Origin of the sequence: Vibrio intestinalis (assembly GCF_025195085.2) — a bacterium.
In the GTDB taxonomy this organism is placed as follows: domain Bacteria; phylum Pseudomonadota; class Gammaproteobacteria; order Enterobacterales; family Vibrionaceae; genus Vibrio; species Vibrio intestinalis.
Window position 1 is genome coordinate 50,697 of sequence record NZ_JANAVY020000011.1, and the last position, 15,772, is coordinate 66,468.

The 15,772-nt window shown below is 46.8% G+C and carries 3 protein-coding genes; all 3 read left to right on the plus strand.

Annotation, left to right across the window (positions count from 1 at the left end):
• Positions 1-80: 80 nt before the first annotated feature.
• The 3 genes from MU515_RS14180 to MU515_RS14190 all read left to right on the plus strand — a co-directional run bounded on the left by MU515_RS14180 (position 81) and on the right by MU515_RS14190 (position 15,754).
• Entirely contained in the window at positions 81-13,745 is a 13,665-nt protein-coding gene (locus tag MU515_RS14180; protein ID WP_260261072.1) for a retention module-containing protein, read from the plus strand.
• 169 nt (positions 13,746-13,914) lie between these two features.
• The gene (locus MU515_RS14185) at positions 13,915-14,310 is read left to right on the plus strand and encodes a hypothetical protein (RefSeq protein ID WP_260261073.1); all 396 of its coding nucleotides are present in this window, start codon (positions 13,915-13,917) and stop codon (positions 14,308-14,310) included.
• 136 nt (positions 14,311-14,446) lie between these two features.
• A complete protein-coding gene (locus tag MU515_RS14190) occupies positions 14,447-15,754 on the plus strand; it encodes a peptidoglycan DD-metalloendopeptidase family protein (RefSeq protein ID WP_260261074.1) in 1,308 nt (435 codons plus the stop codon).
• Positions 15,755-15,772: the final 18 nt, after the last annotated feature.

Here is a 15,772-nt window from a genome sequence, read left to right on the forward strand (position 1 = left end):
AATGTTGATACATTAGTTGATGACATAATTATTAGTAAATAGATGCGCTTGCTTTAAATGATAATGTATCGGGGGATACGATGGATATCGAAGTCACTTTCAATAGTGCTAAGGTTGTAGATGTCACCGGAGATGTAGTTGCCGTTGACGCAAAAGGAACAGCTCGCCAATTGCAGGTTGGTGACACAGTCAAACAATCAGAAATTATAATAACAACCAATGGCGCGACGATTGAGCTTGCGGCAAACGAGAATGATTTTCTGGTTGAACAGAACTGTGTGGCGTGTTTTGAACAACCGGATTTAGCGGCTGAGGAACTTAATACTCAAGGACTTGGTACTCAGGAATTAGCACAAGCTCAGATCGGTGGAGACCTATCGGTTGATCTTTCCGCGTTAGGTGAAGATGCCTTTGGCGCTGATGACATTGCTGCGATTCAACAAGCCATTCTTGGTGGAGAAGACCCGACACAAATCCTAGAAGCGACAGCCGCAGGTGGCGCCGCAACTGGCTCTGCGAATGCGGGTTTTGTCGAGATCGAATACAACAACCCACAAACAATCGCTTCAACGTTTTTTGAAACGTCTGCTATCCGCCGAGCTGTTATTGAAGACCCCGAAGAGGATGGCCGACTCACCGTATTTGCCCCAGGTGGTGAGAGTTTATCTGAGCTAGTTGTTGAGGGCGATCTCGACCCTAATAGCTACCCGACATCCGTGACGAATTCGGTCATTGTTACCGCTGGGGATCTTGCCCTCGACCCGCTAAGCTTTGAACCGACCGCGTTATCTCTGGCCGCACTATTAGCCGAATTAAACAGTGATATTACCTCATCACAACAAGACGTAATTTTTAGCTTTGATACCGCAGAGAATGCCATTGTCGGTGTAAACGGAAATGGTGAAGTGGTCCGTATCGACATTGATACGACAAGCATTGGCAAAGATATGACTTTGTCGCTCACGACGACGGTTTCGCAACCCATTGATCATGTGCCATCGGTAGGGGGCGGGAATGTTGCCTTAGTTGGCGACCAGATTGTGGTCAGCTTCCAGATTACAGGTAGCGATGTTGGCGGTAATCCAATTCAATTGCCTATTGATGCCACGGTCACTATTGGTGATGGTATCGACCCATTGATTACCGACGTGCCGAATGTTTCTTTAGATGAAGAAAACCTTTCTGCAGGCACTGCACCAAATTCTTCGGCCTTGCTAACGGGCGACCTAACCGAAATGGATACCGGTAGTGACGCAGTTCAGCAATATCGTTTGGATGTTTCCCAGTTTAATAGCGATGGCTCATTGGCTTCTCAGGGAGAGCCCTTAACGATTGCCGAGACAGAAAATAGTGATGGCAGTTTTACCTATGTTGCCTCGACTTCTATGGGCGAAGTTTTCGTTGTCACTGTCGATACTTCAGGTGCTTACACCTTTGAGCTGAAAGCGACCTTAGATCATCCACAAGACAGTGACTCGGTAACCATTCCGTTACCTATCATCGCCACAGATTTTGATGGCGATACCACTCAAAATAATCTGCCGATTACCATCATTGATGATGTGCCAGTGCTTTCTGGTTTCACCGGACAAACCAGCATTGATGAAGATGATATTGTTGGCCTTGGCTCATCGGTTGGGGGTGATAACCCAATCTCAGGCAACTTTGATATTGCTGCAGGAGCCGATGGCATTAAGAGCTATCAACTAACCAATGGCCCAGCAGCACTGTCAGGCATCGAGTCAGAAGGCGAAGCAGTAGTGTGGGCGAACAGTGGCAACCCAACGGTTGTGACGACCGCCGCGGGTAGCACCTATACCTACACGGCTGAAACCAGCAAAGGTACGGTGTTTACTTTGGTGTTCAACACCGCAGACAACAGTTATCAATTCAATCTGGTTAAGCCTCTCGACCACGACAAGGTACAAGGCGAGAACATTCAGCCGCTGAGCTTCGATATCAGCGCGACCGATTTTGACAACGACACTACCGAATCGAAAACCTTAACCATCAATGTGATTGATGACGTACCAGTGATTGACACAGTAGAAGCACTGGCGGTGGATGAAGATGATTTAGTCGGTGGCACCAACCAAGGTGGCGATCCACTGTTTGATACGGGCAGCTTTGGTACAACCGAAGGCGCAGATCAAGTGGTGCTGTACAAGATAGACCCAATGACCAATCCAGTTGCCGGTCTTAAATCACAAGGGGTTGATATCAGCCTTGAAGCGCCAAGCATCGATAGCGACAACAACCACACTTATATTGCCAAAGCCGGCAGTGTGGAAGTGTTCGTACTGACGCTAAACGCGGATGGCAGCTACCGCTTTGACCTTAAAGCCCCGATTGACCATGCCACAGGTGAAGACAGCAAAGATCTTACGTTTAAGGTGCTAGCAGAAGATTTTGATGGCGATACCGGCAGTAAAGATCTGCTGGTGACGCTGACGGATGACGCGCCCGTGCTTTCTGGTTTCACCGGACAAACCAGCATCGATGAAGATGACATTGTTGGCCTTGGCTCATCGGTTGGTGGTGATAACCCAATCTCAGGCAACTTTGATATTGCGGAAGGGGCCGATGGCATTAAGAGCTATCAACTAACCAATGGCCCCACAGCACTGTCTGGTATCGAGTCAGAAGGCGAAGCAGTAGTGTGGGCCAACAGTGGCAACCCAACGGTTGTGACGACCGCCGCGGGTAGCACCTATACCTACACGGCTGAAACCAGCAAAGGCACGGTGTTTACTTTGGTATTTAACACCGCTGACAACAGCTACCAATTCAATCTGGTTAAGCCTCTTGACCACGACAAGGTACAAGGCGAGAACATTCAGCCGCTGAGCTTCAATATCAGCGCGACCGATTTTGACAACGACACTACCGAATCGAAAACCTTAACCATCAATGTGATTGATGACGTGCCAGTGATTGACACAGTAGAAGCACTGGCGGTGGATGAAGATGATTTAGTCGGTGGCACCAACCAAGGTGGCGATCCACTGTTTGATACGGGCAGCTTTGGTACAACCGAAGGCGCAGACCAAGTGGTGCTGTACAAGATAGACCCAATGACCAATCCAGTTGTCGGTCTTAAATCACAAGGGGTTGATATCAGCCTTGAAGCGCCAAGCATCGATAGCGACAACAACCACACTTATATTGCCAAAGCCGGCAGTGTGGAAGTGTTCGTACTGACGCTAAACGCGGATGGCAGCTACCGCTTTGACCTTAAAGCCCCGATTGACCATGCCACAGGTGAAGACAGCAAAGATCTTACGTTTAAGGTGCTAGCAGAAGATTTTGATGGTGATACTGGCAGTAAAGATCTGCTCGTTACACTGACGGATGACGCGCCCGTACTTTCTGGTTTCACCGGACAAACCAGCGTTGATGAAGATGACATTGTTGGCCTTGGCTCATCGGTTGGTGGTGATAACCCAATCTCAGGCAACTTTGATATTGCTGAAGGGGCCGATGGCATTAAGAGCTATCAACTAACCAATGGCCCAGCAGCACTGTCTGGTATTGAGTCAGAAGGCGAAGCAGTAGTGTGGGGCAACAGTGGCAACCCAACGGTTGTGACGACCGCCGCAGGTAGCACCTATACCTACACGGCTGAAACCAGCAAAGGCACGGTGTTTACTTTGGTGTTCAACACCGCTGACAACAGCTACCAATTCAATCTGGTTAAGCCTCTCGACCACGACAAGGTACAAGGCGAGAACATTCAGCCGCTGAGCTTCGATATCAGCGCGACCGATTTTGACAACGACACTACCGAATCGAAAACCTTAACCATCAATGTGATTGATGACGTGCCAGTGATTGACACAGTTGAAGCTATGGCGGTGGATGAAGACGATTTAGTCGGTGGCACCAACCAAGGTGGTGACCCACTGTTTGATACGGGCAGCTTTGGTACCACCGAAGGCGCTGACCAAGTGGTGCTGTACAAGATAGACCCAATGACCAATCCAGTTGCCGGTCTTAAATCACAAGGGGTTGATATCAGCCTTGAAGCGCCAAGCATCGATAGCGACAACAACCATACTTATGTTGCCAAAGCAGGCAGTGTGGAAGTGTTCGTACTGACGCTAAACGCGGATGGCAGCTACCGCTTTGACCTTAAAGCCCCGATTGACCATGCCACAGGTGAAGACAGCAAAGATCTTACGTTTAAGGTGCTAGCAGAAGATTTTGATGGTGATACTGGCAGTAAAGATCTGCTCGTTACACTGACGGATGACGCGCCCGTACTTTCTGGTTTCACCGGACAAACCAGCGTTGATGAAGATGACATTGTTGGCCTTGGCTCATCGGTTGGTGGTGATAACCCAATCTCAGGCAACTTTGATATTGCTGAAGGGGCCGATGGCATTAAGAGCTATCAACTAACCAATGGCCCAGCAGCACTGTCTGGTATTGAGTCAGAAGGCGAAGCAGTAGTGTGGGGCAACAGTGGCAACCCAACGGTTGTGACGACCGCTGCAGGTAGCACCTATACCTACACGACTGAAACCAGCAAAGGCACGGTGTTTACTTTGGTATTTAACACCGCTGACAACAGCTACCAATTCAATCTGGTTAAGCCTCTTGACCATGACAAGGTACAAGGCGAGAACATTCAGCCGCTGAGTTTTGACATCAGCGCGACCGATTTTGACAACGACACTACCGAATCGAAAACCTTAACCATCAATGTGATTGATGACGTGCCAGTGATTGACACCGTTGAAGCACTGGCGGTGGATGAAGACGATTTAGTCGGTGGCACCAACCAAGGTGGTGACCCACTGTTTGATACGGGCAGCTTTGGTACCACCGAAGGCGCTGACCAAGTGGTGCTGTACAAGATAGACCCAATGACCAATCCAGTCGCAGGTCTTAAATCACAAGGGGTCGATATCAGCCTTGAAGCGCCAAGTATCGTCGACAACAACCACACTTATATTGCCAAAGCCGGCAGTGTGGAAGTGTTCGTACTGACGCTAAACGCCGATGGCAGCTACCGCTTTGAGCTTAAAGCACCGATTGACCATGCCACAGGTGAAGACAGCAAAGATCTTACGTTTAAGGTGCTAGCAGAAGATTTTGATGGTGATACCGGCAGTAAAGATCTGCTGGTGACGCTGACGGATGACGCCCCAGTATTAAATAGCTTTAATGGTGATCAAATTGTTGATGAAGACGATATTGCTATCGTTGGTTCTGACCCGGATAAAGAACTGACGACTATTGGTGGTACGTTTGATATTGATGCCGGTGCCGATGGTTTGAAGGCAATTTCTATTGCCAATGAAGCCTCGGTGCTGAATGGCCTTAAATCAGGCAATGAAGCGTTAGAGTGGGCAACGACCACAACTGTGGGTGATGTGATCACTTATACCGCTCGAACAGAAACTGGTAAAGAGCCAGTGTTTACCATGGTGTTTAATACTAACACTGAGCGTTACGACTTTACTTTGATTAAAGCGTTAGACCATCCAGAAGGACAGCTCGAGAACACGTTACCAATCAACTTCCAAATCTCAGTGATTGACTTTGATAACGATGAAAGTAATGCGATTCCGCTGCCAATCACGATTGTTGATGACATTCCTCAGCTAATCAGTGCTGAGCGATTGGGTGTGATGGAAGACGATCTTGCAACTGGTTCTAGTCCTAACCCAACCGCTTTGGTTGACCAAGGCACTTTCACCCGAGTAGAAGGTGCGGACTCCATCGCTAAGTATGCTTTAGATCCAAACAGTTCACCTTTGACTGGATTGAAATCTGCTGGTGTCGATGTGGTATTTGATCCAGTTATTATCGATAGCGCGACTAATCAACATACTTATGTAGCTAAAGCTGGCGCAGTTCCTGTCTTCGAGCTGATATTCAAAGCGGATGGCACGTATACTTTTGAGTTGCTTGCACCAATAGACCATCAACTTAATTCAGACCTAACGACATTGACGTTTGATGTGATTGCGACTGACGTCGATGGCGATACCAGTGGCACGTCGCTATCTGTGGATATTCGTGATGACTTACCTGCTTTGACTGGCTTCAATGGCGATACTGTCGTTGATGAGGACGATCTCGCAAGTGGTTCTGACCGTCGTAAAGAGAGCACAACCGCTGACGGTACTTTTGTGGTTACGGATGGCGCAGATGGTATTGATGAATATCAGATAGCCAACTTAGATACTGTGCTTAATGGCTTGCAGTCGGATGACCAAGACTTACGTTGGGATACTGTAGTAACCAATGGCGCACTGGTCACTCATACCGCTGTAACCGAAACGGATGGTGATCCTGTGTTCACCATGGTGTTCGATAGTGTAAACAACACTTATGCGTTTACCTTGCTCCAACCGTTTGATCATGTTGATGGACAAAATCAGAATCGCCAAGCGATTGATTTCCAGATAAAAGCGGTTGATTTTGATAAAGATGAAACCGCGCCGATTCCGCTTTCAATTCAAGTGGTTGATGATATTCCTGTTACTCGAAATCGCACTTTAACCTTTACTGAAGGGGATGATGCTGCAGGAAGAAACGTGCTGGTTCGCCCAGGTGCAGATGGCGCGGAAGTGACACTCGTTGAAGGGACCGATACCACCAATGGCTCTATTCGTTTTGAGTTGTTGAGTGATGGCCTAAATGGTTCTGCTGGCGATATTGTGGATAGCTTGAACTTTGTTGATGACCCAACACAGCCGTTTACGGGTGGTGATCAGATTTCTGTCAAAGTGCTAGAGACTATTTACGACAGTGCGGGCAATCCTATTTCAAATATAGAACTTGGCACTTTGCAAGTTCGACCGCAAGCAGGGGATCGAGGCCGATTTATCTTTGAGCCTGTCGATAATCTAAGTCAAGATGGCGATCGTTTTACCTTCCAACTAGCAGTGAGAGTGACAGATGGCGATTATGATGTTCGTAATCGCACCGTTACGATCAATATTGACGATAGAGAAGCGGAAATTACCCAATCTGAAGTCGTGAGCTTTGAAGATTCGGGTCGAAACCTCAATTTAGATTTTGATCCTGCGATCACCAATAGTAATAGTTTCGATAATCAAGGCAGTCTGCAAGTTACGCCGTCACAAGTTTTGTTAACCGTTAACCTATTCGACCTCGATAATGGCGAGCAACTTGGCGATATTACTGTTGAGGCAGGCACGCACAATGGCACTTTCTATTACTATGATGGCTCAACCTACCGAGAGCTAAGCGCTCAACCTGATGGAAGCGTCGTGCTTGATGCCAGCAACGTAAATCAATCAATAGATCCTACGACACAAATCGCTACGCTCAATAACTTGTTCTTTGTGCCAGAGCGTCATTATTCATCAAGCAGTAATGGCTTTACCGTGCCAATCACTGTTCAAGTATTAAATAGCGATGGTGCGGACCACGACGTTAATGGCACGCTCAATCTTGAAGTGAAAGCGGTTGTTGATGTTGCCGAGTGGCAAGATGCAGATAACCAATATTCATACACAGTTAAAGAGGATGTGGATAACGCCGTTCTAGATCTCGAAGCGGCAACTCAAGATACCAGTAACCCAGAAGCGATCTCTTATCGCTTAGAGGTGACCGCAGGGTTGGGTAAGTTCGTGTTGGTTGATGGCCAAGGGCAAACTATTGACCCCGATCCAATCACAGGCCACTACTTGATTGCCGCGGCTGATATTAACGATGTGCAAGTCGACCCCATTGATCAGTTCTCTGGTTACATCACTTTTAAAGCATATGCTTTGACTCAAGAGAGTGATAACTGGGAGCTAAATAAGCAAGTCGTTGAATCGGCGCCACGAGATCTGATCATCAATGTTACGCCTGATGCTGACCAAGGCAGCTTGAGTGTGAACCGTATTAGCATTTTTGAAGACAACGCTAAAACTCAAGATGCGATTGACCCAGATGATCCTGCTCAGCATGAAAAGTTCACTTTAGACAAGGTGATTACTCTGGGGTCGACGGTGGATATTGATGCGCCAAATGATGATTCAGAGTATCAGTTTGTTCGCATTAGCAACTTTACCAGCGAAGATGGCTCTCCACTCGATGACTCCGAGCTGTTTGGTTACAAGGTTCGTTGGGTGGGTGATGATCCAGAACCTGCTGACGCCATTAGTGAAATTTCACCGGGAGTGTATGAGATCCTAGAATCCGCATTACCTTATGTTGAAGTTCAGCCACCGAAAGACAGCAACAAAGACTTTACCTTTGATGTTGAAGGGTTTGTCAAAGATACCGCGACGTTAGAAAACGGCTCTGTTGTTGAAAGCACTCTCTCTATTGGTGCGGCTAAAACCGTCAACGTTTCGGTTAAAGGTGTGGCGGATATTCCTTATATCCCGTTAGATACCGTGCCTATGGTACCAGCGAATGGGCCGGATAAAGGCATTTGGTATCAATACGATGACGGTACTGGGCTAGTTGGGGTTCAGGCCGTTATCGATGAAAGTAGTGAGATTGAAATCGACTTTGCTGTACTTCCGGGTGAAGAGCAGCATGGGGTATTTGATGGCTCTGAGTCGTTATCTGTATTGTTGTTTAACATCCCACAAGGGGTGGAGCTGAAAGATGGCAATGGCGGTATTATCGATTTGGTGTATACCGGCGAAGTTGGCGGTAAGCCAGTCTTCCAAGCCAATATTACTCAAGCGGGCTATCAATCAGGTATTACGATTATTCCTGACAAGCACCAAACTGATGACTTTGAAATACAAGCGAAAATTGTCGTCACCGAAGACGATGGTCACGTGCGCGAAGTGACTGGCGTAATCAAAGTGGACGTAGAACCTGTGATAGAGATGGGCGGGGATAATAATACCTTTAGCCGCTCTGTGACAGGCAATGAAGATAGCTTTATTCGTTTACCTTGGCAGGCAACTGGCAATACCAATGATCCCGATAGTACCTCGACAACGAACGGCAGAGATTTTGAGTTTGTTACTGAAATCAGTATTTCTAACTTTCCGGATGGGGTAGATATTCGCCTTGGCAGTAGCGACATTGTCGTTATCGATGGCGTACTGCAGCCGGGTTACCCTAATGTGAGCTATGCCAATGGTGTATTGACCATTACTGGGCTTGATCAAAACTCCCCTGAGCCACAGATTTTTGTCAAACCACCAGAAGACTCTAGTATAGACATTATTCATCAAGACCCTGATGACCCTAGCTATGTGTTCCAAGCTAAGTTGAATGTACGCGAGATTGATGAAGATGACCCGTCATTGATTGTAGATACCACAGTGACAGGTAACTTGAGTGTTATTGTTCGTCCTGTTGTTGAAGCAGATGCTGATTTAAGTGTGACTGATCAGCTTGGCAACACAGTGACTTCGGTTGAAGACGACAACGGAATGGGAGTTGATGGAAAAATTAACTTCACCATCAATCATTCTGCTGGCGGGCAAGGTGATGCAAACATCATTGTATTTGAAGACCTAGACCCTAGTTCGGATGAAGAAGTCGATCAAATAGTGATCCGCTTTATTGATATACCTGATGCTGATTTACAGCAGGTGATGGATGAAATTGTAGTCATCGGTGGTGTAAATAATGGTGATGGCTCGTGGACGATTACGTCTGAGCAAGACTTCAGCATTGTCGCACCAGAAGGGTTGAAATACCCAGACCCGAATGCAACAGAAAACACCATCCGAATTGAGATAGTGGCAGAGGCCATTGACCGTGGTGATGAAGGCGAAGGTAGTGCGCCAAGAGAAGTGAGAACTGAGCTGGATATCACTTTCCCACATACCATAACCTCCATTACGAGTATTGCTGCTGAAATAGAGCTTATCGATCCTGCGAATGCCATTGTCGTCGGTACCGAAGACAATCGATTTGATGTGAGCTCACAGCTCAATAATTTGCTGCGTGTTAAAGCGAACACAGGGGATCTTATTCCGGATCAGGTGACGATTGTTATCGACACCCGTGATATTCCAGCGGAAGTGACGGGTGTGTCTATTGGACAAGGTGCTGGCTCTGCAAATTATGAGTATGATTTTGCTAATGAACTGCATCTATTTAAAGCTGAAGTGAACAGCAATGGTGATTTAATCATTCCAAGTGGCTTAGAGTTTTTGATGCCAACTGATTATGCAGGGGACTTTATACTGCCAATCAGTGTGGTCACCACAGATACCCAATCTGGTGATGAGAAGCTCGCGATAGACCCGAATGATCCAAGTCGAGAAAAGATAGATATTAAGTTTGCGGTATCGCCATTGGTTGATGTGCCTGAAGCACAAGACACCGATGGGGATGGAGTGCCAGATCCTGTTGCGGGTATCAATTATGGTGATGGTCAGCCAGGCGACAACGATGTTTCTCCTTCGTTTACTATCAACGCAAGCTCGGTTGATGAGACGACAGGCGCTACGCTAAGCAGCGATGCACTTGAAGATAATCTCATAAAGCTCAGCCTAGCCGTTGATCTGGCTGATTCACTCAATGCAGATAATGAGGGACGAGAGCGTTTAACTAAAGTGGTCATTGACCTTGTTGACCCGAGCGCTGGCACATTTGTCGATAGTAATGGTAACCCTATACCTAACGTCACCACTCAGCTTGAGATCGCCTCTAGTGATCCTAACGATATTATTGCGGCATTAAGCAATATCCACTTTAAGCTAACTGAAAACTACCCAACGGCGACCAGCGGTAACATGGTTGAGTTGCAAGTGACGGGTACAGTAGCGGATATCGCAGTGTTTGATGATACCGGAATTACCTCTGTGACCAATCAACAAGTGGATAAGAACTTCATTACCAAGATGTCGTTTGAAGTGGTCCCAGTTCTTGACCCTGTGATTACGCCGCAAGGCGCGACAGCGATAGTCGTGGGTGATGAAGACACGGACATTGAACTGAAGACCACCGCAGGTGGTTTAGAGATTTCGCTAACCGACACCGACGGCTCGGAAGTGTTCTTATCGGCCAAGTTAACTGGTGTACCAGAGAACTTCTTAGTCGACAGTACTTCAGCAGATTTTGTGGTGAAAAATAACGGTGGTGGTGAGTGGAGTATTCAGCTCACTGACCCAACGATCACGACAATAGACCTCTCATCGATCATTATTACCCCTGCTCAGCACTTTAGCGGGCGAGCGGATATCAATGTCGAAGTATTCACACAAGAGCAATTGCTTGGTGTACCGACCCCGCACGTAGGTCAGTTCACCATTGAAGTGAAACCAAAAGGTGACATTGTCGATGTTGACCCAGTCGCGTCAGTTGATGGCGTGGAGGGCGAAAATGTCGATATCACCATTAATGCGAGTGTCATTGATACGGTTGATTTATTACCGGGAGAGCCGACAGAAGACCAACCTGAAACCTTACTGGTTACGGTAGAAAATGTGCCGGATGGTGCCACTATTTTTGCCAGCGATGGCATCACACCAGCTGTGAATTTAGGCGGCGGTATTTGGCAGCTTGAAGTGAACGCGCAAAGCATCGATAAAATCGTGTTTAATTCTGGCGAGCAAAATGCAGGTACTTGGGACACTGATAGCCTGAAGATTAAAGTTCAGTCAGTTGATACGGATTACAATGGCGTTAAAGATCTTGGGCCAATTAATGACTTCGATGTCGCGGTAAATATTCAATCGATCAACGATCGACCTGAATTTGCTGGTATCAATGACATTACGACGGCGGAAGATACCATCGTCGATGTGAAAGGCTTTACCATCAGCGATATCGACTCAAGCTTAGATGACCCAAGTGCGGTGTACACGCTGACTCTAACCGTTGATGCAGGAGCCTTATCCTTTGATTCAGGCATCGCGGGCAATATGGGCGTCACCTCGGTGACTTTAGACCCATCCAATCTATTTGTGACTATTTTAGGCACAGTGGATGCTATCAATACCGCGATTGGTCAGGGCTTAGTGAAATACACGCCAGTGGCCGATAGCAATAATCTGGTTGATACTGATGGCGTACAAGTGACGGCTGTTGTGGATGATGGCGGCAATATTGGTGACGTTGACCCAACAGATATTACGACCTCAAACACCAATCAATCTCAGTTTGTTATTAACGTGACTGAAGTGAATGATCAGCCAACGGCAGAAAATGTGGATCTTGGAACTGTGGTGGAAGATGGTTCGATTCAAATAGCACCAAGCGATCTGATTGGGCCGGGATTAAGCTTTGACCCTGAAGGGCATAATCTGACCATTACCTCAATGACAGTACCGGCCTCACAAGGTACGGTGTCACTGAATCCAGATGGCGTCACGTGGACATTTGAACCAGCACCTGATTTCAATGGTGATGTGACCATTACCTATCAAATCACAGATGATGGCACGACCAACAGCTCGCCAATGCCACTTTCTGATACTGGTGAAATATCACTGACAGTGACTGGTCTAAATGATCAGCCGTTTATTGATGACAGCGCAGCGACGTCAACTATCGATGAAGCCGCAATGCAATCAATTAGTGGCATTGTGGTGAGTGATATTGATTATGTCGGCACCTACAGTGATGACCCAATGACGGTGACATTAACCAGCAGCTATGGTGATTTGTCTATTGCCTCGATTCCAGCAGGTTCGACGGTGACGGCTAATCCAGCGAGTGGGCCAAGTATCACGCTGACAGGAACCTTGGCTGATCTCAATGCATTGCTTGAGAATCCTGCTGCGGGTGAAGGGGTTATGTTGGATGCGCGCTTTGCGCCAACCAATCAAATTACTCTGGATATTACTGCGCTGGATTCAGGTAATCCGTCGGGTATTGCCATGAGTTACAACACCTCTCATGCCATTACCGTGAATCCTATTGCTAATGCGCCAAGTTTATCGCTGCAGCCTAATTTCGATTATGTGAAAAATATTTCGGCTAACCTCACGGCAAGTAGCAATGGTATCGCGATTGCAGGATTAGTGGCGGCGCTGACTGATGTAAATGAAATCTTGACGTTAGAGCTGACGGATTTACCCGTAGGTGCGTACATCGAAACCGCGTCAGGGGTGATAACCCCGAATGGCTCAACGTGGTCTGTGCCGGCAAGTGACATCGATTCGATTAGCTTGGTTAATGCAGGCACAGGCGATCACACCATTAAGGTGGTCGCGGTCTCTACTGAGTCAGATGGAAGCTTTGCTAAATCTGCGGAGTTAGATCTGAATGTCTCCATCACGCCTGACGGCAATGACATTGATCAATCACTTGCGATAGAGGATGTACAGCTGATTGCGGGAGATATTGGTGTTGAGCTGCAAGGCGGTTTAGGTAATGACTTGATTCAAGGTGGCGCTCAAGGCGATGAGTTGATTGGTGGTGAGGGTGATGACACCATCATTGCTGGTGGCGCTGGCGCCGGTGAATTCAATATTATCGAAGGTGGCTTAGGATCAGATATTCTCACAGGCGGAACTGGACAAGATATCTTTGTTTGGCATGAGATTGACCCGAACAAAGAAGACACCATTACGTCGTTCACCGTAAATGAAGACAAGATTGACTTGCGCGACGTGTTGCCAGAGCTCAAGTCAGCGAGTGTGGATGTGACTGATTTGCTCGATAACATTGTCGCTACTGTGAAAGATGATGACTTAGAGCTAAGTATTCATCCAAGCGGATTGGGCGTGGGTGATGAGCAAACCATCGTGGTTGAAAACCTCGCCCAAGACTTAACCTTGGACATTACTCAATCGCAAACGCAAATTATCTCTACTCTGATCAATGAGAACGTCTTCTTGCATGACACTTAATCGAGTATTGCGCGTTTAGTTCAACTTAAAAGCAGCCTTAGACAGTGTCGAGGCTGCTTTTTTGTGAGTTCGCTTTTAACAATTACCTTTTACTGAACACTGCAAATCGTGGTTTGGGTTTGCCATGTTAGGCTAACGGCATGTTGATTCGCCTCAAATGAAGGAAGCCATGCTCGCTCAGATAATCAGTATTGTCTTAGTATTACTTTTCAGCTGCTTTCATGTTCAAGCGGAAACTCAGCCATCTAGTGACAGTTTTCAGCGTTACTTTGCCCAAACTCGCGCATGTTTAACATTGACGAACTACCCCACTTGTTTGCCTCAGTTCCTAGATAAGACAATTGATCGCCCCGGTGGTGACCTCTCTCAGATAGCCTTTATTGAACAATTGAGTATACAGCCAGAATTGCGCCGACAATTGCAACACTGTTTTGAAATAGACGCGCAGGTGGTACTGCGCTCTAATCACTCTATAGTGTTTGTAAACAAGCAAATGGCTTGCCGTGCATCTAAAGTAAATGAGCGTTGGTTGCTTGATCAGTTTTACTATTTTTATATCGACTAAGTCACTGGGTTACTTGAACATTAGGATTCTCAGCAACGAGGATTGAGTCAATACAAACAGACATTTTACTTTTCACTGTTCATACCCAGCAATTGTTATGTTATAACAATTTCTTTCGATTTAATCTGTTATTTCCATGAAACGTGTTCGACTTCTTTTAGCGGCTATAGCGATCATTGCTTTTTCTTTAGCGGCCATACTTTCCATTTACTCCCCCACACCCGAAAAAGAGCCGATAAAGATTAAGGTGACGCCTTATCAGCCGAGTGACTCACTCTCTTTGGAAAGTGAAAGCCAGCCAACCCAACAAGCTGAGCCAGCCGATCTCAGCGATGTGGCACGAGTGCACTATTTGGTTAAGATTGGCGATACGTTGAGTACGATTTTTTCATCGTGGGGGCTGTCATATCCAACGTTACAAAGTTTGCTAGAAGCCGATCTAGAATCATTAAAGCTTGATACGATTAAACCGGGCGATAGCCTTGAGCTAGTGATTGATCGAGACAAGCAAAAATTGTTGCAGCTGACTTATCACCAGAGCATCGTTGAACGCGCGGTGTTTACTCAGCGCGATGATGGCAGTTTTGCTTACAAATTTCATGAAGAGCAGGGCAAATGGCAGCAGAAGCTTTATTCAGGAAAAGTGGCTGGTAGCTTTTCTGTTTCAGCTTACAAGCAAGGGCTGAACCCTACTCAGATTGCAAATATCACGCGGGTGCTGCGCGATAAGGTCGACTTTAAACGAGATTTTCGTTTAGGCGATGGTTTTAACGTGTTGGTCAGTGAGCAATATTTGGGTGACCATCTAACTGGAAACAACGAAATTAAAGCGATCTCTCTTCAACTTGGCCGCAAAGAAGTGGCCGCATTTTTGGCCAAAGATGGCCGATTTTACGACCGAGAGGGCAACAGTTTAGAACAAGCTTTTGATCGTTATCCGATTGCCCCAAAGTATCGCCGTATCACTTCATCGTTTAACCCTAAGCGAAAGCATCCTGTTACGGGAAGAATCTCTCCTCACAATGGTACTGACTTTGCCACACCAGTTGGTGCTCCGGTCTATTCAACGGGGGATGGTAAGGTGATCGCTGTGCGTAATCACCCATACGCTGGTAAGTATTTGGTGATTGAGCACAACAGCGTATACAAAACCCGCTATCTGCACTTGCACCGTTTTTTAGTTAAAAAAGGTCAGCAAGTTAAGCGAGGACAGAAAATCGCGTTGGCAGGCGCTACAGGCAGGCTAACTGGCCCACATTTGCACTATGAAGTGCTAGTGAGAAACAAAGCGGTTAATGCAATGAAAGCGGATTTACCTTTGGCTACTTCAATCAGTAAAAAAGACAAAGCGCAGTTTCTTGCAGAGGTGAAGGCATTTGACCAATGGGTCGAGAAACAGCAATCACAGCAAGTCGATAGTGCCGAGAACCACGACGTCTCTTAATCGCTTGCAAATAAAAAA